Genomic DNA, 26,367 nt, shown 5'->3' on the forward strand with positions numbered 1-26,367 from the left:
CACCGCGCAGCGAAGTGCCCCCACCGGATGCGTCCGGTGGGGGCACTGTCATGCAGCGGGCGAGAAGGTCAGCCGGTGTTGCGCAGACCCGCGGCGACACCGTTCACGGTGAGCAGCAGGGCCCTGGCGAGCAGCGGGTCCGCTTCCTCGCCGCGTGCCGCGGCTTCGCGCTGGCGGGCCAGCAGCGAGACCTGGAGGTAGGAGATCGGGTCCAGGTAGGCATCCCGGATGGCGAACGTCTGCTGGAGCACCGGGCTGGTGCCGAGCAGTTCGGTCCCGCCGGTGACCTTCAGGACTTCCCGCACGGTGAGTGCGTGCTCGGCCTCGATGTCGGCGAAGACGTGCTTCAGCTCGTCGGGGACGAGCGTGTCGACGTAGTGGCGGGCGATCCGCAGGTCTGTCTTGGCGAGGGTCATCTCCACATTCGAGATGAAGTTCCGGAAGAAGTGCCAGTGCTCGTGCATTTCGTCCAGGACGGTGTCCAGACCGGCCTCGCGCAGTGCCTTGAGTCCGGAGCCGACGCCGTACCAGCCGGGGACGATCTGGCGGGACTGGGTCCAGCCGAAGACCCACGGGATGGCCCGCAGTCCGTCGAGTCCGGCGCCGGAGTCCGGGCGCCGTGACGGCCGCGAGCCGAGGTGCAGTTCGGCGAGCTGGTCGACGGGGGTGGAGGCGAAGAAGTACGCGGGCAGGTCCGGGTCCTCGACCAGCTTGCGGTACGCGTCGTGCGCGGCGTCGGAGACGGTGTCCATCGCCGCGTCCCAGCGGGCCAGGGCCTCGTCGGACTGGCGGGGCGCGGTGTGCAGGGCGGAGGCCTGGAGGGTGGCCGCGACGGTCAGTTCCAGGTTCTCCCGGGCGAGCGCCGGGATGAGGTACTTGTCGGAGATGACCTCGCCCTGCTCGGTCACCTTGATCTCGCCCTCAAGGGTGCCCCAGGGCTGGGCGAGGATCGCGTCGTGCGAGGGGCCGCCGCCGCGGCCGACGGTGCCGCCGCGGCCGTGGAAGAGGCGGAGGCGTACGCCGTAGCGGTGCGCGACGTCGCGGAGGCGGCGCTGGGCGCGGTGGATCTCCCACTGCGAGGTGGTGATGCCGCCGAACTTGGAGGAGTCGGAGTACCCGAGCATGACCTCCTGCACGTCGCCGCGCAGGGAGACGAGCCGGCGGTACGACGGGTCGGCGAGCATCTCGTCGAGGATGACGTCGGCGGCGCGCAGCTCGTCGGTGGTCTCCAGGAGCGGCACGATGCCGATCTTGGCCCAGCCGCCGTGCAGGTCGATCAGACCGGCCTCACGGGCCAGTACGGCGGCGGCGAAGACGTCGTCGGCGCCCTGGCACATCGAGATGATGTAGGACTCGATGACTTCGGGGCCGAAGCGCTCGAAGGCTTCCTTGACGGTGTGGAAGACGCCGAGGGTCTTCTCGCCGGCGGCGTCGAGCGGGGCCGGGGTCGGGGCGAGCGGGCGACGGGAGCGGAGTTCCTTGGCGAGGAGCTTCTGCCGGTAGTCGCGGGGCATGTCGGCGTAGCGCCAGGACTCCTCGCCGAGCCGGTCGAAGAGCTGGCCGAGGGCGTGGTGGTGGGCGTCGGCGTGTTCGCGGACGTCCATGGTGGCGAGCTGGAGGCCGAAGGCGGAGAGCGTACGGATGGTGCGGTCCATCCGCCCGTCGGCGAAGAGCCCGCCGCGGTGCTCGCGCAGCGAGGTCTGGATGAGCTCCAGGTCGGCGATCAGCTCGGCGGTGCCGAGGTAGTCGCAGCCGGGGCGGTGCGGGGTTCCGGAGGCGAGGCGTTCGCGGGTGTTGACGAGCTTCTGCCGGATGCAGGTCGCCTTGAGGCGGTAGGGCTCCTCGGCGTTCAGCCGCTTGTAGCGCGGGCTGATCTCGGGGAGGCGTTCCAGGTCGGCTTCGAGCGAGGTCAGCAGCTCGTCGGTGGCACCGGTGTAGCGGATGGAGTTGGAGAGCAGTCCGCGCAGGTGGTCGATGAGTTCGAGGGCGTCGGTGATCCCGTGTTCGTGCTGGAGGATCAGCACTTCCCAGGTGACGGCGGGCGTCACGTTGGGGTTGCCGTCGCGGTCGCCGCCGATCCAGGTGCCGAAGGTGAGCGGACGGGTGCCCGCGGGCAGCTCGACGCCGACGCGTTCGAGCTCGGCGGCCAGGTCCTCCAGTACGTCGCCGACGGCGTTGGCGTGGAGTTCGTCGAGGTAGTAGATGGCGTTGCGGGCCTCGTCGGCCGGCTCGGGGCGGACCACGCGCAGTTCGTCGGTCTGCCAGATGAGGTCGATGTTCTCGGCGAGCCGCAGGTCCTGGCGGCGCCGGTCGGCCTCGACGACGGGGGTCTCCAGGAGCGCGGCGATGCGGCGGAGCTTGTTCAGCACGGAGCGCCGGGCGGCCTCGGTCGGGTGCGCGGTGAAGACGGGCCGTACGTTGAGGTTCTTGACGGTCTCGCGCAGGTGGACGGGGTCGGCGTCCTTGAGCCGGTCGGCGGTGCGGGCGAGGAGCCCGCCCTCGGCGGCCCGCCGGTCGCGCATCTCGCGGGCGCGGTGCACCTGCTCGGTGACGTTGGCGAGGTGGAAGTAGGTGGAGAAGGCGCGCACGAGCTGTGCGGCGGTCTCCAGGTCCGTGTCGCCGAGGAGCGCGGCAGCGGCCTCGCCGTCGGTGCGGGTCAGGGCGCGGACGCGCTCGACGAGGTCGAGGAGCTCCTGGTTCTCCTGGCGTACGAGGGTCTCGCCCAGCAGGTCACCGAGGCGGCGGATGTCGGCGCGCAGCTCGGCGCCGGCGGCAGGGGTCTGGTCGGCACTGCTCACAGTGTGCGGCTCCTTGCAGTGGTTGAGCACGGGGGTCTCCGGGGCCGCGGCAGGCAGCGGCCACGGGGGTACTCCGGGGCCACGACAGGCAGCGGTGCTGACGCCACCCCGGCAAAGCAGAGTGCGGACCGCGCTGTCCGACCCCACCAGGATAGGTGTCCACTCCGTCGGCGCCGCTCTCGGCCCGATCGGGTTTCCCCTTCGTGGGCGGCCCGCCGTGCTCTCGTGCGGCGGGCCTTGACGCTGCCATACTTACGTCGCCGTAGGTTACGGGTGCGTAGCCAGGGCTGTCCGTCGTATTCCTCATCCCCAGGGGACTCCCCATGAACACCAGCCCCGCCGTGATCGACGACACCCAGCCATCGGCGGCCGAGGGTCAGGTCGCCACCTCCGCCACGCTCGGCGGGGACAACAAGCGGTCGGTCGAGCAGATCGCGCTTCTGCTGTTCATCGTGGTGCCGTTCGTGGCGCTGGTCGCGGCGGTGCCGCTGGCCTGGGGCCGCGGTGTGAGCTGGCTCGATCTGGGCCTGCTCGTGACGATGTACTTCATCGGCTGCCACGGCATCACGATCGGCTTCCACCGCTATTTCACGCATGGCTCCTTCAAGGCGAAGCGTCCGCTCCGCATCGCCCTCGCCGTCGCGGGTTCGCTGGCCGTGGAGGGTCCGCTGGTGCGCTGGGTGGCCGACCACCGCAAGCATCACCGCTTCTCCGACGCGGAGGGCGACCCGCACTCGCCGTGGCGATTCGGCGAGAGCCTGCCCGCCCTGATGAAGGGCCTGTGGTGGGCCCACATCGGCTGGATGTTCGACGAGGAGCAGACTCCGCAGCAGAAGTACGCCCCCGACCTGATCAAGGACCCGGCGATCCGCGGCGTCTCCCGGCACTTCGTCACCTTCACGATCGTTTCGATGGCGGTCCCGCCGCTGGTCGGCGGTCTGGTGACGATGTCGTGGTGGGGTGCGGCGACGGCCTTCTTCTGGGGCTCGCTGGTCCGGGTGGCCCTGCTGCACCACGTCACCTGGTCGATCAACTCGATCTGCCACGCGGTCGGCAAGCGGCCCTTCAAGTCACGTGACCGGTCCGGGAACGTGTGGTGGCTCGCGGTCCTGTCCTGCGGCGAGTCCTGGCACAACCTGCACCACGCCGATCCGACGAGTGCCCGGCACGGTGTGATGAGGGGGCAGATCGATTCGAGTGCCCGGTTGATCCGCTGGTTCGAGCAGCTGGGCTGGGCGCACGACGTGCGCTGGCCGGACTCCGCCCGGATCGACTCCCGGCGGATCGACGCCCGGCGCGACCCCGAGCGCGCCGACGCGGCATGATTGACGATGTGGCGACCGACTCCAGCACCAACAACGAGAAAAACCGTCCTTCCTCCTCCGCCCGGCGCACCCGCCGGGTCAGGATGACCGGCAAGGAGCGCCGCGAGCAGTTGCTGGACATCGGCCGTACCCTCTTCGCCGACAAGGGTTTCGAGGGCACCTCGGTCGAGGAGATCGCCTCCCGTGCCGGTGTCTCCAAGCCGGTCGTGTACGAGCACTTCGGCGGCAAGGAGGGCCTGTACGCCGTCGTGGTCGACCGCGAGATGCGCCAGCTCCTGGACATGGTCACCAGCGCGCTGACCGCGGGCCACCCCCGCGAGCTCCTGGAACAGGCCGCGTTCGCCCTGCTCGACTACATCGAGACGTACACCGACGGCTTCCGCATCCTGGTCCGCGACTCCCCCGTGGCCCAGTCGACCGGCACCTTCGCCTCCCTGATCAGCGATATCGCCACCCAGGTGGAGGACATCCTGGGCCTGGAGTTCAAGGCCCGCGGCTTCGACCCGAAGCTGGCCCCGCTGTACGCGCAGGCGCTGGTCGGCATGGTCGCCCTGACCGGCCAGTGGTGGGTCAACGCCCGCAAGCCGAAGAAGTCGGAGGTCGCCGCCCACCTGGTGAATCTGGCCTGGCACGGCCTGGAGAACCTGGAGGCGAAGCCCCGGCTGATAGGGCACCGTAAAAACTGAACCGGTCCGATCACTCATTGTGATGACGGGGCAGGGAGGCGGCCCCCACCGTGGCCCGCAGGCCAAGAGTCCCGTCGGTGCGAGGAATCACGACCGCCGAGCCGTTCACCGCGACAGCTCCCGCCGGCCGGTGCCGCCCCAGGACGGATACACGGTGGACGAGCCGTGACGGTCGGCCGGCCGTCCGTCCGTCCGTCCGCGCAGTGGGTCACCTCTCCTTGCGGGCCACGGCGAAGAGGCGGCGGAACGGGAAGACGGTGCCGTGCGGGCCCTGGGGGTAGGCGGTGCGGAGCAGGTCGCGGTACTCGGTGAGGAACGCCTCGCGGGCTTCGGGGTCGTCCGCGAGGGCGGTCAGGACGGGGCGCAGGCCGGTGCCCTTGACCCAGTCGAGTACCGGGTCCTGGCCGTGCAGCAGGTGCAGATACGTGGTCTCCCAGACGTCCGCCGTGATGCCGGGGGCGGTCAGCGCGTCGAGGTAGGCGGTGGGGGTGAGCACCGCGTCGGCGTGGCGGAGCTCGTCGGCCAGGCGGTCGCGCCAGCGCGGGGAGTCGGCGAGTTCCCGCATCAGGACGTGGCTGGGCTGGTCGAAGTTGCCGGGGACCTGGAAGGCGAGCGTGCCGCCGGGGGTGATCGCGTCCAGCCAGGCCGGGAAGCGGGCGGCGTGGTCGGGGACCCATTGGAGCAGGGCGTTGGAGACGATCAGGTCGTGACGCTCGGCGGGGGTCCAGGTCGTCGCGTCGGCCTCGGCGAAGTCGAGGTGGGGGCCGGCGTGGGCGCGGGCCCGTTCGAGCATCTGCGGGGAGTTGTCGTAGCCGGTGATCCGGGCCTCGGGCCAGCGGTCGGCGAGCAGGACGGTGACGTTGCCCGCTCCGCAGCCGAGGTCGGCGATCCGGGGTGCGGCGGCGGGGAGGTCGGCGATCCGGGCGAGGAGGTCGAGGAAGGGGCGGGTGCGGTGGTCGGCGTGGCGCAGGTACTGCTGCGGGTCCCAGGTGGGTGCGGTCATGAGGTCAGGATCACGCCAGACATATCTTGATGTCAAGACACTTGAATTCAAGAGACTTCATGTCGACAGACCCACTACAATGATCCGCATGGAGGACGAGGTCGACCGACTGGTCGCTGCATGGCGCCGCGAGCGCCCCGACCTCGACGTGGAACCACTTGAGGTGCTCAGCCGCGTCTCCCGCCTGGCCCGCCATCTCGATCGGGCCCGCCGGATCGCCTTCTCCGAGCACAATCTGGAGCCCTGGGAGTTCGACGTACTGACGTCCCTGCGTCGTGCGGGTTCCCCTTACCAGCTCTCCCCCGGCCAGCTCCTCACCCAGACCCTGGTCACCTCCGGCACGATGACCAACCGCATCGACCGGCTGACCAAGAAGAACCTCGTCGAGCGCCTCCCCGACCCCAGCGACCGCCGCGGCGTGCTCGTCCGGCTCACCGCCGAGGGCCGCGACAAGGCCGACCAGTCACTGGCCGGCCTGCTCGCCCAGGAGCGCGCCATCCTGAGCGAACTCTCCACCCAGCAGCGGGGCGAACTGGCCGGACTGCTACGCCAGTTGACCGCCCCGTTCGACAACATCCCCGGCTAGGGCCGGTCCGGCCGGGGCCGGGGCCGGGCCGGCCGGGCCGATGCCCGCTCGCCGGGCCAGTGCGACCGCGGCCAGCGTGGAGTGCACGCCCAGTTTCCCCAGCACGTTCTGCATATGGGTACGGACCGTGTGCGGGGAGAGGAAGAGCCGCTCGGCCACCGCCTTGCGGCCCAGGCCCGCCACCATGCAGCGCAGCACCTCGCGTTCGCGCGGGGTCAGCGACTCCACCAGTTGCTCGCTCTCGGTGCGGTGCTTGCGCGCCGCCGTCAGCTCCCGCAGCACGCCCGTGAGCAGTGCCGGGGGCAGATGGGTCTCGTCCCGCAGCACCCCGCGGACAACCGTGAGCAGCCGTTGCAGCGAGCAGTCCTTGGCGACCCATCCGCAGGCCCCGGCCTGCAGTGCCAGCGCGGCCCGGTGCGGGTCGTCCTTCTCGGCGAGCACCACCGTGCGCACGGACGGCCGGTCCGAACGGACCCCGGCCACCAGGGAGATGCCGTCCACCGGGGCGTTCTCCCCGTCGGCGGGGACCGGGACGGGCGTTTGGCGGCCCCCCGCCGTGCCCAGGATGCCCAGTTCGGCATCGATCAGCATCACGTCGTAGCCGCGGCCCTCGGCGGCGGCCCGCTCCAGGCACCGTAACGCGGCGGGGCCGCTGCCCGCCGCCGCGACGTCGACGTCCGGCTCGGCCGCGAGCGCCGCTGCCAGCGATTCGGCGAAAATACGGTGGTCGTCCACCACGAGAACCCGGATACGAACCACAGGCACCCCCATGCCGCGTCTGTTCCTGGGCCACCCCCGGCCCGCCGAAGGGGCCGGCCAGCGCGGGTACGGCACCCCGGATCGGGGAGTTGGACCGCAGTCCCACGGCCGCCGCCGTGTGCCGACTGCAACCCGCCCCGGGCGCCGTACCCGACTGTCTCGTACCCCTGAATCAGCACCGGCCCCCACCGGTGCTGTGCATCAGAGTACGGCCGGCGGGCCCCGGCGCAAGGTGATTCGCAGAACTGACCGGTGTCGGCCGGATGTTCGGGTGTGACCCGTGCGGTGTACCGGGGCGGGAGGGATCAGACGAGGCGGCGGGCGCCCGCCGAGGGCACGGCCGGGAAGATCCGCGGCGTCGCGAAGCCCGCCGAGGCGAACGCCTCCAGCACGGACTTGGTGACCGTGTCCGCCTGCTCCTCCTCCACCAGCACGATCGCCGAGCCGCCGAAGCCGCCCCCGGTCATCCGCGCACCGAGCGCCCCGGCCTCGTTGGCCGCCGACACCACCAGGTCCAGCTCCGGGCAGGAGACCCGCAGATCGTCGCGGAGCGAGGCGTGCCCGGCGTCGAGGACCGGGCCCGCGGCCCGCACGTCGCCCGCGTCGAGCAGTGCGATGACCTGCTCCACCCGCTGGTTGTCGCTGACCACATGGCGTACGTAGCGCACCACGGACTCGTCGACCCCGGCCGCCGCCAGGGTGTCCAGGGCCGCGCCGAGGCCGTCGTACGGCACCTCGCGCAGCGTCCGTACGCCGAGCGCCGCCGCGCCCGCCTCGCAGCCGGCCCGCCGCTCGGCGTACTCACCGTCGCCGAGCGCGTGCTTGACCTGGGTGTCGACCACGAGCAGCCGCAGTCCGCTCGCGGCCAGGTCGAAGGGGACCTGGCGCTGGGTGAGGTCGCGGGTGTCCAGGTGCAGGGCGTGGCCCTCGGTGCAGCAGGCGGAGGCCATCTGGTCCATGACCCCGCACGGCACGCCCACGAAGGCGTTCTCGGCACGCTGGCCGAGCACCGCCAACTCAGGCGCGGAGAGCTGGAGTTCGAAGAGGTCGTTCAGGGAGAGCGCGGTGACGACCTCCAGCGCGGCGGAGGAGGACAGGCCCGCACCGGTGGGGACCGTGGAGGTCAGCTGGATGTCCGCCCCGGTGACCGGATGGCCGGCCTCGCGCAGCGCCCAGACGACTCCGGCCGGGTACGCCGCCCAGCCGTGCCCCTGGTGCGGGGCCAGTTCGTCGACCCGGAGCCGGACGACGCCGCCGGGCACGTCGGTCGAGTGGAGCCGCAGTTCGCCGTCGGTGCGGCGGGCGACGGCCGCGCGCGCGGTGTGCGGCAGCGCGAGCGGCATCACGAAGCCGTCGTTGAAGTCGGTGTACTCGCCGATCAGATTGACCCGGCCCGGGGCCGCCCAGATCCCTTCCGGCGCGCGCCCGTAGAGCTCGGTGAAGGAGGCGGTCAGCTCACTGTTCTCGGTCATGGGGCGGTGGGCTCCTCTCGGCGGGCGAACGTCCAGGCGTCGGTGACGATTCCGGTCAGGTCGGCGCGGGACGGCGACCAGCCGAGCCGCTCCCTGGCGGTGGCGGCGGAGGCGACCAGCACGGCGGGGTCACCGGCGCGGCGGGGGGCCGCGGTCTCCGGGACGGGGTGGCCGGTGACCTCGCGGACGGTCTCGATGACCTCGCGCACCGAGAAGCCGTTGCCGTTGCCGAGGTTGCAGATCAGGTGCTCGCCCGCGGTGGCCGCGTCCAGGGCCAGCAGATGGGCCTCGGCGAGGTCGGCGACATGGATGTAGTCGCGGACGCAGGTGCCGTCGGGGGTCGGGTAGTCGTCCCCGTACACGGAGATCGACTCGCGCCGGCCGAGGGCGACCTGGAGGACCAGCGGGATGAGGTGCGATTCGGGGCTGTGCCGCTCCCCGCAACTGCCGTACGCCCCGGCCACGTTGAAGTAGCGCAGCGAGACCGCGGCCAGGCCGTGCGCGGCCGCCTCGCCGCTGATCATGTGGTCGACGGCGAGCTTGGTGGCGCCGTAGGGGTTGGTGGGGGCGGTCGCGTCGGACTCGGTGATGGGGGTGGTTGCCGGTTCGCCGTAGGTGGCGGCGGTGGAGGAGAAGACCAGGGTGCGCACGCCGGCGTCACGCATCGCGGCGAGCAGCGCGACGGACCCGCCGACGTTGTTCACCCAGTACTTCTCCGGGTCCGTGACGGACTCGCCGACCTGGGAGTACGCGGCGAAGTGCAGCACCCCGTCGTAGGAGGCGTCCAGCCACTTCGCCGCGTCCTGGATACGGCCCTCGATGAACTCGGCCCCGGCCGGGACGCCCTCCCGGAACCCGGTCGAGAGGTCGTCGAGAACGGTGACCGCGTGCCCGGCCTCCAGCAGGTGCTGGGCGACCACACTGCCGACATATCCCGCGCCACCCGTGACCAGGTACTTCTTCTGGGGCTTGCTCACTCGCTCGCTACCTCTCGCAGTCGCTGGGCCGCGGCCTCCGGCGGCACATCGTTGATGAACACGTTCATGCCGGATTCGGAACCCGCGAGGAACTTCAGCTTGCCGGAGGTACGTCGGATGGTGAAAAGCTCCAGATGGAGCCCGAAGTCCTCCCGTCCGGGGACACCGAACGGGGCCTGGTGCCAGGCCGAGATGTACGGGGTCGGCGGCTCGCCGGGGCCGAAGATCCGGTCGAATCGCCTCAAGAGTTCCAGATAAACCTGTGGAAACTCCGTACGCGCGGCCTCGTCGAGTTCCCTCAGATCGGGGACACGGCGGCGAGGATGCAGGTGGACTTCGTACGGCCAGTGCGCGGCGTAGGGCACGAAGGCGACCCAGTGCTCGGCGTCGATGACGATCCGGGAGCCGTCCGCCTCCTCGCGGGCCACCACGTCGTCGAAGAGGTTGCCGCCGGTCTTCGCGCGGTGGGCCGCCATCGAGCGGAGCATCAGCTCGGTGCGCGGGGTGACGAAGGGGTACGCGTAGATCTGCCCGTGCGGGTGGCCGAGCGTGACGCCGATCTCGGCGCCCCGGTTCTCGAAGCAGAACACCTGCTTGACCTGCGGAAGTTCGGCGAGTTCGGCAGTGCGGTCGGTCCATGCCTCCAGGACCAGGGCGGCCTGGTCCTCGGTGAGGTCGGCGAACGACGCGTCGTGGTCGGAGGTGAAGCAGACGACCTCGCAGCGGCCGGAGTCACCGGCGAGCGAGGGGAAGCGGTTCTCGAAGACGGCGACGTCGTAGTCGGCCTCGGGGATCTCGCTCCGCCGGCCGTCCCGCGAGGGGCAGAGCGGGCACTCGTCGGCCGGCGGGTGGTAGATCCGGCCCTGGCGGTGCGAGGCGATGGCGACGCTGTCGCCGAGGAACGGGTCGCGCCGGATCTCGGACGAGGTCGAGACGGCGTCGAGCGGGCGTCGGTCGACGGCATCGCGCACGACGTCGTCACGGCGGTCGTAGTAGAGCAGCTCCCGGCCGTCGGCGAGCGTCGTAACCGTCTTCTTCACCAGGTTCCTCCAAACATAACCGAACACAATGAACCACAACTCAACAAACGCGTCAATGAGTCGTCCACGCCGGGCGGCATGCCTCAGGGCTCGGTGTCCGGGTGTGTGTGGAGGGGTGGTGGTGGCGCGGCTCAGTGGTGCGGCTGTCCCGGCCGCCCGGCCGGTGCCGCGCGGTCCAGCAGCCCCGTGCGGGCCGCGAGTGCCGCGGCCTCCAGCCGGGAGCCGACGCCCAGCTTCATCAGTACCCGCTGCACATGCGTGCGCGCGGTGCTCGGCGCGATCCGCATCCCGGCCGCGATCAGCCGGGTGTCCTCGCCCTCGGCGACCCGCACCAGGACCTCGACCTCGCGCGGGGTGAGCAGCTGAAGCAGCCGCTGCCCCTCGTCGTCGGGCGCCGCGGCGGGATTGAGCAGTTCGGCGAAGGCACCCTGAAGGAGTTGCGGCGCCACCGCCGCCTCTCCGGCGCGTGCCTTGACCATCGCCCGTTCGACGCCCTCCATGCGCTCGTCGTGGCGGACGTATCCCGCGGCCCCCGCCGCGAAGGCCGCCGCGATCCCGCGCGGGCTGGGCACCGGTCCGAGCACCACGACGGCCACCTGCGGGCGCTCGCGCCGGATCCGTACGATCGGGTCGAAGGCGCCGGGTTCGGCGGGTGCCGCGGTGCCGAACAGACAGACCTCCGGGGCCCTGCTGACCACCAGCTCCGCCGCCCCCGAGGTCGGTGCGGCTGCCGCGAGGACGCGGTGGCCCCGCAGTTTCAGCGCAGAGGCCAGTGCCTCGGCGAGCAGTCTGTGATCATCGACCACCATGAGCCGCACGCCCATCGAGCACACCCCCGTAGCACCGGCACACCGGGCCCCCCGGCCTTCCTGACCCGGCAAGCTACACGCTTGTTCGACGCCACGGGCGTCTTACCGGCCAAAAGGCTCCAGAACACCGAATCGGCGTGCGTTCGGGACCGGTTGATGGTGTGCCATGTCCGACTGGTCGCCGTTGTGATCTGCCCGGCGACCATTACGGATCAGCTGACCCGAACGTGCGCGGGGGTGGTGTCCGACGGACGGACACCACCCCCGCGCGCATACCGCCTGCTGTTACTGCCTGCTGAAGCTGACCACCAGTCGGCGGCTCTCGTCCAGCGAGCCGTGCGGCTTGCTGACCATCGTGCTGGACAGGTACAGGTGCCCGTCGCTGTAGCGGAACTCGGAGTAGTCCGGCGTGAAGCTGGTCTCCGCGTCACGGATGGACTCGTCGCTCGGGTTCTCCATCAGCACCGTCTGCTTGAACGTGGCGCCGTCGATGGAGACGACCTGGCCGCCCTTGTCGTACGGGGGGACCCGGTAGGCGATGATGTTGCCGCCGTCCATGCGGATCGGGAACATCGTGTAGCGGTCGCCCGCGTCGGCCCGGTCGCTGGTCGGCTTGCCGGTGGTGAGGTCGAAGGAGACGATCTCGTTGGTGTCGCCGTACTCGCCGGTGCCCTCGTGGTCCTCGGTCGGCACGTAGATGCGGTTGTTGCCGACGGCCAGCTGGCTGCAGCTCTCGACCTCGGTGGAGGCGCAGCGCGCGGCGTACTTCTCGCCGTCCGCCGCGATCCTGGTGAGCAGCTTGCCGGTGGAGGCGTCGATCGAGAAGAAGTCCGAGATGCCACTGCCGTCACCGGCGGTGTCGCCGACGTCGGCCGCGACGACCAGCGGCTTGGTGGAGACGATGCTCGCGTAATCGACGCCGGGCGGCATCTTGTACGAGGAGATCGGGGCCCCGGTGGTGGGGTTCAGCGCCTGGATGACGAGCTGCGGGTCGTCGTACGTACCGCACTTGCGGACCACCGCGAGTGCTTCGCCGCCGCCGTATCCCTTGTCGTAGCAGCCGTCGGTACTGGCCTTGGGCTTCCAGCGCTCGGCGCCGGTGTTCAGGTCGAAGGCGGCGCCGCCCTCGGTTCCGCCCGCGGCGACCGTGGTGCCGCTGAGCGTGACCTCGTCGAACCTGACCGGTGCGTCACCGCTGGTGGCGGCGTTGACCGACTTGCTCCACATCAGCTTGCCGGTGTTCAGGTCGATCGCGCCGACCTGGTTGCACGGCGGGTACTTGGTCGCCTTGGTCGGCTTGCTCTGCTCGAAGGCGATCGCGGTCTTGTAGTCCTTGGACATGTGCCGGGAGGCGGCACAGACCTGGCCCGCCAGCGGGATGGACCACAGCTTGGTGCCCTTGGCCGGGTCGTACGCGACGATCTCGTTCAGGCCGGTCTTCACGTACGCCTTGTCGGTCAGCCAGGAGCCGTCGACCTTGGTGACGTCGGTGACCTTCGGCAGCGGCAGCTGGAAGGCGACCTTGGACTTGGGGTCCGAAGGCGCCTTCTCCTTGCCCGCACCGTCGGCGGCGGCGCCTGTGTTCTCGCCGTCCTTGCCCTCGGTGGAGCCGCTGGACCGGGACGCCTCGTCCTTCTTGTCGTCGTCACCGCCGCTGGAGGAGTACCAGATGCCACCGGCGACGATCAGCACCACGGCGACCGAGGCGGCGACGATGATCTGCATCTGGGTGGAGAACTTCTTGCCGCCGTTCCCGTTCTGCTGCGGCATCTGCGGCTGCTGCATCGGCGTGGTCTGGTAGCCGTACCCCTGCTGCGGCGGCTGGCCCGGCGGCATGCCCTGCGGGAATCCGTAACCCTGCTGCGGCTGTCCGGGCACGGGCGCCTGCGGGTAGCCGTAACCGGGCTGCGGGGGCTGGCCCTGCGGGTAGCCGTAGCCCGGCTGCGGGGGCTGGCCCTGCGGATAGCCGTAACCGGGGCCCGGCTGCTGCGGGGCGCCGACGGTCGGCGCGGCGTCCGCGGGCGGCGGGGTCGGGGCGCCGAACCCACCTGCGGGCGGGGTGGCCGGCTGCTTGCCGAACGCGTCCGCGGGCGGCGGGGTCGGGGCGCCGAATCCACCCGGCGGGGGGTCCTGCGGGGCGCCGAATCCGCCCTGGGGCGGATCGTTGGGCGGCTGGGGGGGCTGCGTCATGGCGTACGTACCTCTGGGGAAAGGGAGTCGGTGGGACGGGGCCGGCGGCGGTCGGTCGTGCTCCGGCCGCCGCCGGTCATGAGCCGTGGGGCTCCGACGGCCGGGTGCTGCCGTCGAAAGGCTTCGCGAGCCGTCAGTTGCCGAAGGCCATCATGGTCTTCGTCTCCAGCTCTTCCTTGTCGTTCCTGGCGCTGACCCGGCCACTCGCGATGAAGGAGCGGCCGCCCGCGTAGACGATCTTCGAGTTGTAGAAGTCGTTCTCGATCTCGGCCGTCGACGCGGGGTGCTTCAGCAGCATCCTCGGGGTGCCGCCGGTCGGTGCGAGGGTGGCGATGCCGCCGCCCTGTTCGTATCCGGACTCCACGTAGAGCAGCACGTTGCCGCCCTCCATGCGCAGCGGCTTCACCGTGCGGTCGGCCGGAGCGGCGGCCTTCCACTTGGTCTTGCCGGTGTTCAGGTTGAACGCCACGACCTTGTTCGTACGGGCGGTGCCGCTGGAGTCCGGCGCGGTCGCCATGTAGAAGGTGTTGGCGTCGGCGGCGACTCCGGTGCAGCCGTCGAGGGACTTGCCGAAGATGGCGAAGGCGCTGCCGCAGTCCGGTGCGAACTTGTCACCCTTGTCGCTGGTGATGCCGGAACGGAGGGAGCCGTTCTCCTTCAGCGCGAGGATGCTCCACTCCTTGTCCTTCTTCAGGGAGACCACCAGCGGGCTCACCGAGTAGACCCGGTCGATCTCCCAGCCGCGCTTGGGCTGGTACGTCCACCTGGGCTTGCCCGTGACCGGGTCGAGCTCCTGGATCTGGTGCTGCGGGTTGTCGACGTCGCCGGTGCGGCAGTTGGAGGCGGCGATCAGCTTGGCCCCGCCGGCGAAGGCGAACGGCTGGCAGTTGCCCGACGGCTTGCCGAACAGTTCCTTGCCGTCGCTGACCCGGTAGGCGTTGGAGTTTCCGGTGCGCCCGACCGTCACGGTGTCGCCGCTGACGGCCAGCGAGATGTCCGACAGAAAGTCCCAGGTGCCGTTCTTCTTGATCGACTTCTTCCAGCCGGCCTTGCCGGTGTTGAGGTCGATCATCTGGAGATCCGCGCAGTCCGCCTTGTCGGTGGTGCCGTTCTTGACCCCGATGACGATCTTGCCGTCGGTCGCGGTCTGCGCGGGCGCCGCGCACAGGTCGGCGGGCAGCTTGAGGGTCCACTTCTGCTTGCCGTCGGCCACCGAGTAGCCGGAGATCGAGCGGTACATGCCCTTGACGATCGTGTCGCCGACCACCCAGGGGCCGTACACATCGGAGCCGTTGCGCGGCAGGTCGATGTCGTTCTTCTGGAGCCAGAGGACCTTCGCCTCGCCGGCCTTGCGCCCGGCGTTGAGGTCGTCGTCGGCGCCGCGGCCCTCACCGTCGCCGTTGCCGTTGCCCTCGTTGACGGAGGGCGAGGCGCTCGGCTCGGCGTCCCCGCTCTCCTTCGCGATCGGCTTCTTGTCGTCGTCGCCCCCGCTCGTGGCGACGAAGATGCCACCGCCGATCACCAGGAGCGCGGCGGCCGCGGCACCGATGATGATCGCGGGCTTGCGCTTGGAGGAGCCGCCACCGCCCGGACCGCCGGGGGCCGGTGCGCCGGGGTACTGCTGCTGCGGGTAGCCGGGACCGGGCTGCTGGCCGTACGGACCCGGCTGCTGGCCGTAGGGACCGGGCTGCTGGCCGTACGGACCCGGCTGCTGGCCGTAGGGGCCCGGCTGCTGGGCATACGGGCCGGGCTGCTGGCCCGGCTGCTGGCCCGGCTGCTGCGGGTAGCCGTAGCCGGGGGCCTGACCCGGCGGCTGGCCGGGGGCCTGCGGGTAGCCGTAGCCCGGCTGGGCGGGCGGGGTCTGCGGCGGGCCCTGGGGCGGCTGAGGAATACCCGGCGGCGGCTCCTGCGGCGCGCCGAAGCCTCCCTGCGGCGGTTGCTGGCTGGGCGGCTGGGTCATCAGCACGTCCCCCTTCGTGCGGTCCGGTGCCCGCTCCGTTCTCCCCCGCGATTCCGTGGAGCACCATGGGGCCGAAACCCCCCGAACTCCCCGGAAAGGAGCGAATCAGGCATGGATCCCGCGGCGTTACGTCAGTCGAGCGGGGCTTCTTTGTACCACCCGCGACACCCCGGGCATCGGGTCGGTCCACCCCCTGTTCCCAAGGGAGAACCGGCCCGTGATGCCTCCGTTACGCCTCATCGTCCGTCAGCTGCCGAAGGCCGCCGTCGACTTCGCCCGCTTCTCGTCCCCGTCCTCGACGCCGCTGATGCTCGTACTCACAAGGAGGGAACGCCCGTTCGCGTAGGCGACCCGGGGTCGAAGAGATCGCGTTCGGCCGCTGCCGCCGCGGCCGGGTGCCGCTCACCGCGGACACCGGGCGTCCAGTCGACCAGTCGGTCAGCCACCGAAAGAGATCATCGTCCTCATCGCCATCTCTTCCTCGTCGGTGACTCCGCTGACGAAGGCGTGCATGAGCAGGGAGCGCCCGTTCACATAGGCGACCCGGGGAGTGGAGAAGCCACGCTCCACCTCGGCCGCCGACGCCGGATGCCGCAGGACCGGCCGCAGCGTGCCGCCCGTCGGCGCGAGCGACATGATGCCGCCCCCCTTGCCCTTGGTCGCGCCCATATGGATCAGCACCTTGCCGCCCTCCACCCGCATCGGCATCAGGGTCTGCCCGGCGGGTGCCGCAACCTTCCACTTGGACTTGCCGGTGTCCAGATCGAAGGCAACGACCGCGTTGGTCATGTCGGAGCCGACGTACTCGGGCTTCGTCGCCATGTAGAAGGTGTCCGCGTCGGCCGCGACCCCCAGGCAGTTGTCGACGTTCTTGCCCCGGGTGAGCAGGTCGCCGCCGCACCGCGTTTCGTAGTCGTCGGTGCCACCGGCCAGCTGGGACCGGTACGTGCCATCGGAGTTGAGCACCGCGATGGCCCAGTTCTTCTCCCCCTTCCTCAGGGAGACGACCGGTGGGCTGACCGAGTAGAACTGGTCGACCTTCCAGCCCTTCTTGACCTTGTACGTCCACCGGACCTTGCCGGTGGCCGGGTCGATCCGCTGCACCAGCTGCTCGGCGTGGTCGTCGGCCTCGGTCTGGCAGCTGGCGGCGGCGATCGGGACGGGTCCGCTCGCGAAGCCGAACGGCTGGCAGTTGCCCGGCAGTTTGCCCCACAGCGCCTTGCCGTCACGGACTCGGAAGGCGTCCGTCCGACTGGTCCGCCCCACGGTCAGAACGTCTCCGTTGATCGCCATCGCCACGTCGGAGAGCCCGTCCCAGGCACCGGGCCGCTCGTACGACTTGCTCCAGCCCGCCTTCCCTGTGGCGAGGTCGATCATCTGGAGGGTGTTGCAGAACTCGTCGCTCGCGGCGCCGCCCTCGATCCCGATCACGATCTGGCCGTCGGCGGTCGGCTGCGTAGGGGCGGCGCAGACGTCGGACGGCAGACGCAGGCTCCACTTCTGCGTCCCGTCCATGACGGAATAGCCGGACACCGTCCGGTACATGGCCTTGACCACGATGTCGCCGACGATCCACGGACCGTATGCGTCGGCGCCGTTGCGGGGCAGGTCGACCCCGTTCTTCTGAATCCACAGGACCTTCGCCTCGCCGGACTTGCGCCCGGCGTTGAGCTTCTCGGCGGTTTCGGGGTCCGCGACCGCCTTCCCCTTGCCCTCATCGACGGAGGGCGAGGGGCTCGGCTGCACGACGTCGTCACTGTTCTGGGCGACGGGTTTCTTCTCGCCGTCTCCGTCGCCCCCGCTCGTGGCGAACCAGACGCCGCCACCCACGATCAGGCAGACGGCGAGCACGGCGGCGACCACGACCGCGGGCTTCCCCCTGAAGCGCCCGCCACGACCGGGCCCGCCGGGAGGCTGCGGCTGTGGCTGCGGATAGCCGTAACCGGGCCCGCCGTAACCCCCCGGCGCCTGCTGACCGTACGACTGCGAGGGCTGCCCGTACACGCCGGGTTGCGGTTCGTACGGAGCCCCGAAACCTCCCTGCGGCGGTTGCTGGCCGGGCGGCTGGGTCATCAGCACGTCCCCCTTCGTGCAGACGGGTCCGGCTTCTGCGCCGGGCAAGGTTTCTTTCTACCACCCGTCCCAGAAGCCCCAGCTGTCACACCCGACGCACCGCAGCGATCAGGCGTCCTCGGCCAGTTCCAGCCAGCGCATCTCCAACTCGTCGCGTTCGGCGACCAGTTCACGCAGCTCCGCGTCGAGCTCGGCGACCTTCTCGAAGTCCGTGGCGTGCTCGGCGATCCGCGCGTGCAGCGTGGTCTCACGGGTCGAGATCTTGTCGAGCTGCCGCTCGACCTTCTGGAGCTCCTTCTTCGCCGCGCGGGCGGCCTGCGGGGAGACCGTCGCGGCCGGTGCGGCCGTCTCCTTGGCCGGGGCGGGCGCGGCGGAGGGCGTGGCCGTCTCCTCCATCCGCTGCCTGCGCTCCAGGTACTCGTCGATCCCTCGCGGCAGCATCCGCAGTGTGCGGTCGCCGAGCAGCGCCATCACCCGGTCCGTGGTCCGCTCGATGAAGAACCGGTCGTGGGAGATCACGATCATCGATCCGGGCCAGCCGTCGAGGAGGTCCTCCAGCTGGGTCAGGGTCTCGATGTCGAGGTCGTTGGTGGGCTCGTCGAGGAAGAGGACGTTCGGCTCGTCCATCAGCAGGCGCAGGATCTGGAGCCGGCGCCGCTCACCGCCCGAGAGGTCGCCGACCGGGGTCCACTGCTTCTCCTTCGAGAAGCCGAACTGCTCGCAGAGCTGGCCCGCGGTCATCTCGCGGCCCTTGCCGAGGTCGACCCGGTCCCGTACCTGCTGAACGGCCTCCAGGACCCGCAGGTTCGGGTTGAGCTCGTGGACCTCCTGGGAGAGGTAGGCCAGCTTGACGGTCTTGCCGACGACGACCTTCCCGGCGGCGGGCTGTGTGTCGCCCTGGGTGCGGGCCGCCTCGGCGAGCGCCCGCAGCAGCGAGGTCTTGCCCGCGCCGTTGACCCCGACCAGGCCGATCCGGTCGCCGGGGCCGAGCTGCCAGGTGAGGTGGGTGAGCAGCGTCTTGGGGCCGGCCTGGACGGTCACGTCCTCCAGGTCGAAGACGGTCTTGCCGAGCCGGGCGTTGGCGAACTTCATCAGCTCGCTGGTGTCGCGCGGCGGCGGCACGTCGGCGATCAGTTCGTTGGCCGCCTCGATGCGGTAGCGCGGCTTGGAGGTGCGGGCCGGGGCACCGCGGCGCAGCCAGGCCAGCTCCTTGCGCATCAGGTTCTGCCGCTTGGACTCCTCGGTCGCGGCGATCCGCTCCCGCTCGGCCCGTGCGAAGACGTAGTCGCTGTAGCCGCCCTCGTACTCGTGGACCGTGCCGCGCTGGACGTCCCACATGCGGGTGCAGACCTGGTCGAGGAACCAGCGGTCGTGGGTGACGCAGACGAGCGCGGAGCGGCGGGCCCGCAGATGGCCGGCCAGCCAGGAGATGCCCTCGACGTCGAGGTGGTTGGTCGGCTCGTCGAGGACGATGAGGTCCTGCTCGGCGATGAGCAGCTTGGCCAGCGCGATCCGGCGCCGCTCACCGCCGGAGAGCGGGGCGATGACGGTGTCCAGGCCGTGCTCGAAGCCCGGCAGGGCGAGTCCGCCGAAGAGCCCGGTGAGCACGTCGCGGATCTTGGCGCTGCCCGCCCACTCGTGGTCGGCGAGGTCGCCGATCACCTCGTGGCGGATGGTCGCCTGCGGGTCGAGCGAGTCGTGCTGGGTGAGGACGCCGAGCCTGAGTCCGCCGCTGTGGGTGACGCGTCCGCTGTCCGCCTCCTCCAGCCTGGCGAGCATCCGGATGAGGGTCGTCTTGCCGTCGCCGTTGCGGCCCACGACACCGATCCGGTCCCCCTCGGACACCCCGAGGGACACGCCGTCGAGCAGGGCACGGGTGCCGTACACCTTGCTGACCTGCTCGACATTGACCAGATTGACGGCCATTTCACTCCTGTTTAGGGGGGATCTATCGGCTTTCCAGGGTACGGGGCCCGGGGCGGGGTCGGTGGCGGCGGGCGCCGTCAGACGACCGTGGCCCCCGGCGCCGGGGACACCGCGGTCCGCGCGTTCCTGCACGTGCCCGAGGTGAGCAGCGCCTCGGCCACCTTCCGTGCCGACTCCTCGTCCGCCACCAGGAACGCGGTGGTCGGCCCGGAGCCCGAGACCAAGGCGGCCAGGGCACCGGCCGCGGTGCCCGCGGCGAGGGTGTCGGCGAGCGAGGGGCGCAGGGAGAGCGCGGCGGGCTGGAGGTCGTTGGCGAGCGCCTTCGCGAGCGCGGTGGGGTCGCCGGTGCGCAGGGCGTCGAGGAGCGCCGGGGAGGCCTCCGGTACGGGGACGTCGGCGCCCGCCGTCAGCCGGTCGAACTCGCCGTAGACGGCCGGGGTGGAAAGCCCGCCGTCGGCGACCGCGAAGACCCAGTGGAAGGTGCCGCCGACGTCGACGGGGGTCAGCCGCTCACCGCGTCCGGTACCGAGGGCGGCTCCGCCGACCAGGCTGAACGGGACGTCGCTGCCCAGCTCCGCGCAGATGGCGAGGAGCTCGTCCCGCGCGGCGCCGGTGGACCAGAGGGCGTCGCAGGCCAGCAGCGCGGCAGCGCCGTCGGCGCTGCCGCCCGCCATGCCGCCCGCGACGGGGATGTCCTTGGCGATGTGGATGTGCACATCGGGTGCGATGCCGTGCCGCTCGGCCAGCGCGATCGCGGCGCGGGCGGCGAGGTTCGTCGCGTCCAGCGGGACCTGGGCGGCGTCCGGGCCGGAGCAGGTGATGCGCAGCCCGTCGGCGGGGGTGACGGTGACCTCGTCGTACAGGCCGACGGCGAGGAAGACATTGGCCAGGTCGTGGAAGCCGTCGGGACGCGGGGCGCCGACCGCGAGCTGGACGTTGACCTTGGCGGGTACGCGGACGGTGATGCTCACTCGCCACTCCCGGAGGGCTTGTTCTCGGCGATGGCGGCGAACTCCTCGACCGTCAGTGCCTCGCCGCGGGCCTGCGGCGAGATCCCGGCCGCGACCAGGGCCGCCTCGGCGGCGGGCGCGGAGCCCGCCCAGCCGGCCAGGGCCGCCCGCAGCGTCTTGCGGCGCTGGGCGAAGGCCGCGTCGACGACCGCGAAGACCTCTTCCCTGCTCGCGTCCGTCGCGATCGGCTCGGTGCGCCGGACCAGGGACACCAGACCGGAGTCGACGTTCGGGGCGGGCCAGAAGACGTTGCGGCCGATGGAACCGGCCCGCTTGACGTCCGCGTACCAGTTGGCCTTCACCGACGGCACGCCGTAGACCTTGTTGCCCGGCCGCGCGGCCAGCCGGTCGGCGACCTCGGCCTGGACCATGACGAGGGTGCGCTCGATGGACGGGAAGCGCTCCAGCATGGTCAGCAGGACCGGCACGGCGACGTTGTACGGAAGGTTCGCGACCAGCGCGGTGGGCGCCGGGCCGGGCAGCTCCCGGACCAGCATCGCGTCGGAGTGCACCAGGGCGAACCGGTCGGCGCGCCCCGGCATCCGGGCGGCGACGGTGGCCGGCAGCGCGCCCGCCAGCACGTCGTCGATCTCGACGGCGACGACCCGGTCCGCCGCCTCCAGCAGCGCCAGGGTCAACGAGCCGAGCCCCGGACCGACTTCGACGACGACGTCGTCCGGGCGGACTTCCGCCGTCCGCACGATCCGGCGGACCGTATTGGCGTCGATGACGAAGTTCTGGCCGCGCTGCTTGGTCGGGCGTACGCCCAGCTCGGCGGCCAGCTCGCGGATGTCTGCGGGGCCCAGGAGGGCATCGGGCTCAGTGGTGCTCACCTGTAAAGCGTAAGGCGCCCCGCGGTTCGCACCCGCCGCCGGGCAGCCCGCCGCCCCGCCGCTCAGTAGTCGAAGGCCCGTGCCGTGTTGTCCGCGATCGCCGCCGCCAGGGTGTCCTCGTCGGTCCCCCTCACCTCGGCCATCGCACGCAGGGTGACCGGGATGAGATACGGCGCGTTGGGCCGGCCACGGTACGGCGCGGGCGTCAGGAACGGCGCGTCCGTCTCGACCAGGACCAGTTCCGTCGGGGCGACGGCCAGGGCGTCCCGCAGCGGCTGGGCGTTCTTGAAGGTGACATTGCCCGCGAAGGACATGAAGTACCCGGCGTCCGCGCAGATCCGGGCCATGTCGGCGTCACCGGAGTAGCAGTGGAACACGGTCCGCTCGGGGGCGCCCGCGTCGGCGAGGATGCGCAGCACGTCCGCGTGCGCCTCGCGGTCGTGGATGACCAGCGCCTTGCCGTGCCGTTTGGCGATCTCGATGTGGGCCCGGAAGGACTCCTCCTGGGCGGCCATGCCCTCGGGCCCCGTACGGAAGCAGTCCAGCCCGGTCTCCCCGACGCCCCGCACATGGTCGAGTGCGGCCAGCGCGTCGATCTCCGCGAGTGCCTCGTGCAGCGCCGCCTGCCCGCCACCGGCCCGCGCCCCCTGGCGGGACCAGCCTCCCCCAGGCCTTGAGGGCTGGGAGGTGCCCCCTCGGTCGCCGTGCACGATGCGGGGTGCCTCGTTGGGGTGCAGGGCGACCGCCGCGTGCACATCGGTGTGCGCGGCGGCGATCTCGGCGGCCCGGCGCGAACCGGCCACGTCGCATCCCACCTGGATCACGGTGGTCACATTGACCGCCGCGGCCCTGGCCAGGCTCTCCTCGACGGTCGCGTCCTGCATGTCCAGGTGGGTGTGCGAATCGGCGACCGGCACCCGGAGGGGTTCGGGCAGCGGCGGGGCTTCGGTACGGCTCATGACGACGATCGTACGAGGACGCGCCGGTGCGCCCCGCCCGCGGTGGGGCCGGCGGGCCTACCTCCGGTGGAAGGGGTGCAGCAGGTCGGACAGGTGCCAGTGGCGCCCCGCGGGTGCGGCGGCCACCGCCTCGCCGTCCCGGGCGCCGTTCTCCCCGGTGGCCGGCCGCGGGGGCGCGGGGTTGTGGAGCAGCTGCTGGACGGTCGAGACCCGGCCGGCCCGCATGATCCGGACCACGTGTCCGCCGCAGTTCGCGCAATGGGGCCGGGAAAGGGGCGAGGGAACTCGTTCCCCGTCCGCCTTGTAGATGACGAAAGCGTTGTTGGAACCGTCGACGTGGTGCTCTATCTCGTAGGCCTGTTCCCAGCCGTGCCCACACCTCATGCAGGCGAAGGCGTATGCCTCGTGCGCGGTGGTTGCTGCGATCTCGCTCATGCCCGCTCCTTTGTCCGCCGGACAGGCACTCCGGACAGGCGCTCCGGAGAATGTGTCCCTGATTCAGTGGACGCCTTTACCGGCAGGAGCGCATCGGGCCCTGCCGACTGTTGGAGCGCTTTTGGCCTTCTCGTGGCAGAAAGGCCCGGTGTGCGGCTCGGGCTTTGCTTTTCACGACAGTCCTTTGCCCTCCGCAGGACCGGTTCGCGCCGCGTTCTTTGCCGCGACGACCGCGTCGAACACTTCGCGCTTGGGCAGCCCCGCGGCGGCGGCGACGGCGGCGATCGCCTCCTTGCGCCGCTCCCCCGCCTCCTCGCGCACCCGCACCCTGCGTACCAGCTCCTCGGCGTCCAGTTCCTCGGGCCCGGACTCGGCCGCGCCCTCGACGACGACGGTGATCTCGCCGCGTACCCCTTCGGCCGCCCAGACCGCCAGCTCTCCCAGCGGGCCGCGCTTCACTTCCTCGTACGTCTTGGTCAGCTCCCGGCACACGGCGGCCCTGCGGTCGGCGCCGAAGACCTCGGCCATCGCGGCGAGGGTGTCGTCGAGCCGGTGCGGGGCCTCGAAGAAGACCATGGTGCGGCGCTCGTCGGCGACCTCTCGGAGCCGGCCGAGCCGTTCGCCCGCCTTGCGCGGCAGGAAGCCCTCGAAGCAGAAGCGGTCGACGGGCAGCGCCGACAGGGCGAGCGCGGTGAGCACGGCGGACGGGCCGGGGACCGCGGTGACCTTGATGTCCTTCTCCACGGCGGCGGCCACGAGCCGGTAGCCGGGGTCGGAGACGGACGGCATCCCGGCGTCCGTGACCAGCAGCACGCGGGCACCGCCGGTCAGTGCCTCGACGAGCTCGGGCGTACGGGCCGACTCGTTGCCCTCGAAGTAGGAGACGACCCGCCCCGTGGTGTGGATGCCGAGCGCCTGGGTGAGGCGGCGCAGCCGCCGGGTGTCCTCGGCGGCGACCACGTCGGCCGTCTCCAGTTCGGCGGCGAGGCGCGGCGGGGCGTCCGCCACATCGCCGATGGGGGTTCCTGCGAGTACCAGCGTTCCAGTCGTTCCAGTCACAAGAGCCATCCTCCCAGCACGGGCGACAGCGCTCGCACAGATGCGTTCCCTACGATGGCGCGGTGACGAGTACTGCGCCCGAAGCCCGACAGGGCCAAGACGCCGGGGAACCGCACGGCGAAGAACCGGCCTCCTGGCAGCAGCGGCTGCGCCGCTTCGGCCATTCGCCCCGGCCCGGGATCGGGCTGCGTGAGCGGCTTGTCCCGCCGTACACCCGGCCCGGCGCCCAGTTGTGGGCGGTGCTCGGGATCTCCCCGCCACTGGCCGGACGGCTGGTGCGGTGGTCGGCGTGGGGCGGTCCGCTGCTGGTGGCGCTGGTCGCCGGGGTGCTGCGGTTCTGGAATCTGGGAAGCCCGCACGCGCTGATATTCGACGAGACGTACTACGCCAAGGACTCCTGGGCCCTGATCAACCAGGGTTACGAGGGGGACTGGCCCAAGGACATCGACAAGCTGATCCTTGAGGACCCGTCGAAGGTGCACATCCCGGTGGACCCGGGATATGTGGTGCACCCGCCGGTCGGCAAGTGGATCATCGGGCTCGGTGAGCACTTCTTCGGGTTCACGCCGTTCGGCTGGCGGTTCATGGTGGCGGTGCTCGGCACGCTGTCGGTGCTGATGCTGTGCCGGATCGGCCGGCGGCTGTTCCGCTCGACGTTCCTGGGCTGCCTGGCGGGCACCCTGCTCGCCGTCGACGGTCTGCATTTCGTGATGAGCCGCACCGCGCTGCTCGACCTGGTGCTGATGTTCTTCGTGCTGGCGGCGTTCGGCGCGCTGCTGATCGACCGCGACTGGGCACGGCGCAGACTCGCCGCGGCGCTGCCGGTCGACGAGGAGGGGGTGCTGCGCCCCGATGCGGAGGTCGCGGAGAACCTGCGGCTCGGCTGGCGGCCCTGGCGGATCACCGCGGGCCTGATGCTGGGGCTGGCCTTCGCCACCAAGTGGAACGGCCTGTACATCATGGTCGGCTTCGGCCTGATGACGGTGCTGTGGGATGTGGGCGCGCGCCGGACCGCGGGTGCGGTCCATACGTACACGGCGGTGCTGAAGCGGGATCTGGTGCCGGCGTTCGTCTCGACGGTCCCGGTCGCGATCCTCACGTATCTCGTCTCGTGGACCGGCTGGATCGTCACCGGCAAGGGCTACTACCGGAACTGGGCGGAGACCGACGGCCGGGGCGGCAACTGGACCTGGCTGCCGGACTGGCTGCGCAGCCTGTGGCACTACGAGTACCAGGTCTACGAGTTCCATGTGAACCTGACGTCCGGCCACACCTACCAGTCCAATCCCTGGAGCTGGATCGTGCTCGGCCGGCCCGTCTCGTACTTCTGGGAGGAGCAGCCGGGCTGCGCGGGGTCGGGGACCGGCAAGTGCGCGCGCGAGGTGCTGGCCATCGGGACGCCGCTGCTGTGGTGGGCGGCGTGCTTCGCCCTGGTGTACGTGCTGTGGCGGTGGTTCTTCCGGCGCGACTGGCGGGCGGGCGCGATCGCCTGCGGTGTGGCGGCGGGCTGGCTGCCCTGGTTCTTCTACCAGGAGCGGACGATCTTCCTCTTCTACGCCGTGGTGTTCGTGCCGTTCCTGTGTCTGGCGGTGACGATGATGATCGGCGCGATGCTGGGCCCGGCGGCCGGGACCGGGACCAAACGGGAACTCGGCCTGATGTCCGGCGATCCCTCGGGCGAGCGCCGGCGGACCCTGGGCGCTGTCGCGGCGGGCGTCCTGGTCCTGCTGATCATCTGGAACTTCATCTACTTCTGGCCGATCTACACGGGCACACCCATCCCCGACGGGTCGTGGCGCAACCGGATGTGGCTGGACACCTGGATCTAGCTGGGAAAACGCACCAAGAGGCCGCAGTCGTCGACTGCGGCCTCTTGGTGGTTGTTGGCCATCATCGGTGCCCATTGGCCACCCTCGGACGGCCCACAGACGGCCCGGCGGTCGGCCCCGGGAACGGGCCTGGCACCCCGGCCCGTCCCTTCTGACGCCCCGCCGTGCGATCGACGGTTCGCGGCCCGGTGCCGCCGCTGCCGGGGCGGGTGCGGGTCAGAGAGGAAGAGCTGAAAGGACCGCCCGCCGGGCGGACGACTCCAGCGCACCAGGCCCGGCCTCGCCCCCGCCGCAGGGCGGCCTCGGATGGTGCCCTCGGCAGGAGGCTCTTCAACGGGGAACTCCCGCCGGAGCGGCTGCGGCAGTGCCAGCGTCAAAGCAAGAGGAGCACCGGCCCGGGGTGCTCCTCTTGTCTGTTCGCGAGCACGCGCGGCGCCTCGCACTACAACAGACACCCCCTCTTTTGTCCTAAGAGGGAAGACGCTGCGTCATCTGCGTCATGCAGGCCGAGAAACGGCCCCTGACCTGCGACTACGGGCATGACGCAGACGAAGGTCTCTGCGTCATCCTGCGTCATCTGCGTCACCCGACGACGCAGCCCATGACGCACCGATGACGCACCCCCAAACCACTGCGTC

At 71.1% G+C, this 26,367-nt stretch carries 21 protein-coding genes; 5 read left to right on the forward strand and 16 right to left on the reverse strand.

Annotation, left to right across the window (positions count from 1 at the left end; translation table 11 throughout):
* Nucleotides 1–68: 68 nt before the first annotated feature.
* Nucleotides 69–2,798, reverse strand: coding sequence for a phosphoenolpyruvate carboxylase (ppc, locus tag ABZY11_RS06640; RefSeq protein ID WP_356478051.1), 2,730 nt, complete (start codon nt 2,796–2,798; stop codon nt 69–71).
* 323 nt (nt 2,799–3,121) lie between these two features.
* Between ppc and ABZY11_RS06645 the strand changes: the two genes are divergently transcribed.
* Together ABZY11_RS06645 and ABZY11_RS06650 are read left to right on the forward strand one after the other, a co-directional pair.
* A complete protein-coding gene (locus ABZY11_RS06645) occupies nt 3,122–4,123 on the forward strand; it encodes a fatty acid desaturase (protein ID WP_356478052.1) in 1,002 nt (333 codons plus the stop codon).
* Nucleotides 4,120–4,809 (forward strand): TetR/AcrR family transcriptional regulator, encoded by a 690-nt coding sequence (locus ABZY11_RS06650; RefSeq protein ID WP_356478053.1) that lies wholly within the window; start codon nt 4,120–4,122, stop codon nt 4,807–4,809. The genes ABZY11_RS06645 and ABZY11_RS06650 overlap by 4 nt, the downstream gene beginning before the upstream one ends.
* A gap of 208 nt (nt 4,810–5,017) precedes the next feature.
* Here the strand turns inward: ABZY11_RS06650 and ABZY11_RS06655 are convergent, their stop codons facing one another.
* Nucleotides 5,018–5,812, reverse strand: coding sequence for a trans-aconitate 2-methyltransferase (locus ABZY11_RS06655; protein WP_356478054.1), 795 nt, complete (start codon nt 5,810–5,812; stop codon nt 5,018–5,020).
* Nucleotides 5,813–5,900: 88 nt separating this feature from the next.
* Between ABZY11_RS06655 and ABZY11_RS06660 the strand changes: the two genes are divergently transcribed.
* The gene (locus tag ABZY11_RS06660) at nt 5,901–6,398 is read left to right on the forward strand and encodes a MarR family transcriptional regulator (RefSeq protein ID WP_356478055.1); all 498 of its coding nucleotides are present in this window, start codon (nt 5,901–5,903) and stop codon (nt 6,396–6,398) included.
* Here the strand turns inward: ABZY11_RS06660 and ABZY11_RS06665 are convergent.
* The 7 genes from ABZY11_RS06665 to ABZY11_RS06695 all read right to left on the reverse strand — a co-directional run bounded on the left by ABZY11_RS06665 (nt 6,357) and on the right by ABZY11_RS06695 (nt 15,605).
* Nucleotides 6,357–7,169: a response regulator transcription factor gene (locus ABZY11_RS06665; protein WP_356478056.1), complete on the reverse strand. Its 813-nt coding sequence runs from the start codon at nt 7,167–7,169 to the stop codon at nt 6,357–6,359. The two genes, ABZY11_RS06660 and ABZY11_RS06665, sit on opposite strands and share 42 nt — an antisense overlap.
* A 293-nt stretch (nt 7,170–7,462) precedes the next feature.
* Nucleotides 7,463–8,629 carry a galactokinase gene (gene galK / locus ABZY11_RS06670; RefSeq protein ID WP_356478057.1) on the reverse strand — a complete coding sequence of 389 codons (1,167 nt, stop codon included), beginning with the start codon at nt 8,627–8,629 and terminating at the stop codon, nt 7,463–7,465.
* On the reverse strand, nt 8,626–9,606 hold the full coding sequence (gene galE / locus ABZY11_RS06675; RefSeq protein WP_356478058.1) for a UDP-glucose 4-epimerase GalE: 981 nt from the start codon (nt 9,604–9,606) through the stop codon (nt 8,626–8,628). The genes galK and galE overlap by 4 nt, the downstream gene beginning before the upstream one ends.
* Nucleotides 9,603–10,646: a galactose-1-phosphate uridylyltransferase gene (galT, locus tag ABZY11_RS06680; RefSeq protein WP_356478059.1), complete on the reverse strand. Its 1,044-nt coding sequence runs from the start codon at nt 10,644–10,646 to the stop codon at nt 9,603–9,605. The genes galE and galT overlap by 4 nt, the downstream gene beginning before the upstream one ends.
* Before the next feature lie 131 nt (nt 10,647–10,777).
* The gene (locus tag ABZY11_RS06685; protein WP_356478060.1) at nt 10,778–11,470 is read right to left on the reverse strand and encodes a LuxR C-terminal-related transcriptional regulator; all 693 of its coding nucleotides are present in this window, start codon (nt 11,468–11,470) and stop codon (nt 10,778–10,780) included.
* A gap of 270 nt (nt 11,471–11,740) precedes the next feature.
* Nucleotides 11,741–13,645, reverse strand: a complete 1,905-nt coding sequence (locus ABZY11_RS06690; protein ID WP_356478061.1) for a PQQ-binding-like beta-propeller repeat protein — start codon at nt 13,643–13,645, stop codon at nt 11,741–11,743.
* A 133-nt stretch (nt 13,646–13,778) separates the two neighbouring features.
* Nucleotides 13,779–15,605: a PQQ-binding-like beta-propeller repeat protein gene (locus ABZY11_RS06695; RefSeq protein WP_356478062.1), complete on the reverse strand. Its 1,827-nt coding sequence runs from the start codon at nt 15,603–15,605 to the stop codon at nt 13,779–13,781.
* 217 nt (nt 15,606–15,822) lie between these two features.
* Here ABZY11_RS06695 and ABZY11_RS06700 point away from each other — a divergent pair, with 217 nt between their 5' ends.
* On the forward strand, nt 15,823–15,951 hold the full coding sequence (locus tag ABZY11_RS06700; protein ID WP_356478063.1) for a hypothetical protein: 129 nt from the start codon (nt 15,823–15,825) through the stop codon (nt 15,949–15,951).
* 92 nt (nt 15,952–16,043) lie between these two features.
* Here ABZY11_RS06700 and ABZY11_RS06705 read toward each other — a convergent pair whose 3' ends face one another.
* The 7 genes from ABZY11_RS06705 to rsmI all read right to left on the reverse strand — a co-directional run bounded on the left by ABZY11_RS06705 (nt 16,044) and on the right by rsmI (nt 23,909).
* Nucleotides 16,044–17,678, reverse strand: a complete 1,635-nt coding sequence (locus tag ABZY11_RS06705) for a PQQ-binding-like beta-propeller repeat protein (RefSeq protein ID WP_356478064.1) — start codon at nt 17,676–17,678, stop codon at nt 16,044–16,046.
* Between the two features lie 108 nt (nt 17,679–17,786).
* Nucleotides 17,787–19,604, reverse strand: coding sequence for an ABC-F family ATP-binding cassette domain-containing protein (locus tag ABZY11_RS06710; RefSeq protein WP_356478065.1), 1,818 nt, complete (start codon nt 19,602–19,604; stop codon nt 17,787–17,789).
* Nucleotides 19,605–19,681: 77 nt separating this feature from the next.
* On the reverse strand, nt 19,682–20,575 hold the full coding sequence (locus ABZY11_RS06715) for a 4-(cytidine 5'-diphospho)-2-C-methyl-D-erythritol kinase (RefSeq protein ID WP_356478066.1): 894 nt from the start codon (nt 20,573–20,575) through the stop codon (nt 19,682–19,684).
* On the reverse strand, nt 20,572–21,447 hold the full coding sequence (rsmA, locus tag ABZY11_RS06720) for a 16S rRNA (adenine(1518)-N(6)/adenine(1519)-N(6))-dimethyltransferase RsmA (RefSeq protein ID WP_356478067.1): 876 nt from the start codon (nt 21,445–21,447) through the stop codon (nt 20,572–20,574). The genes ABZY11_RS06715 and rsmA overlap by 4 nt, the downstream gene beginning before the upstream one ends.
* A gap of 62 nt (nt 21,448–21,509) precedes the next feature.
* Nucleotides 21,510–22,406: a TatD family hydrolase gene (locus tag ABZY11_RS06725; RefSeq protein WP_356478068.1), complete on the reverse strand. Its 897-nt coding sequence runs from the start codon at nt 22,404–22,406 to the stop codon at nt 21,510–21,512.
* Between the two features lie 57 nt (nt 22,407–22,463).
* Complete coding sequence (locus ABZY11_RS06730; RefSeq protein WP_356478069.1) at nt 22,464–22,841, reverse strand: hypothetical protein; 378 nt, start codon at nt 22,839–22,841, stop codon at nt 22,464–22,466.
* Nucleotides 22,842–23,012: 171 nt separating this feature from the next.
* Nucleotides 23,013–23,909: a 16S rRNA (cytidine(1402)-2'-O)-methyltransferase gene (rsmI, locus tag ABZY11_RS06735; protein WP_356478070.1), complete on the reverse strand. Its 897-nt coding sequence runs from the start codon at nt 23,907–23,909 to the stop codon at nt 23,013–23,015.
* A gap of 53 nt (nt 23,910–23,962) precedes the next feature.
* Here rsmI and ABZY11_RS06740 point away from each other — a divergent pair, with 53 nt between their 5' ends.
* The gene (locus ABZY11_RS06740) at nt 23,963–25,729 is read left to right on the forward strand and encodes a phospholipid carrier-dependent glycosyltransferase (RefSeq protein WP_356478071.1); all 1,767 of its coding nucleotides are present in this window, start codon (nt 23,963–23,965) and stop codon (nt 25,727–25,729) included.
* The last annotated feature ends 638 nt before the right edge of the window (nt 25,730–26,367 follow it).

Source organism: Streptomyces sp. NPDC006510, from assembly GCF_040611955.1.
Classification (GTDB): domain Bacteria; phylum Actinomycetota; class Actinomycetes; order Streptomycetales; family Streptomycetaceae; genus Streptomyces.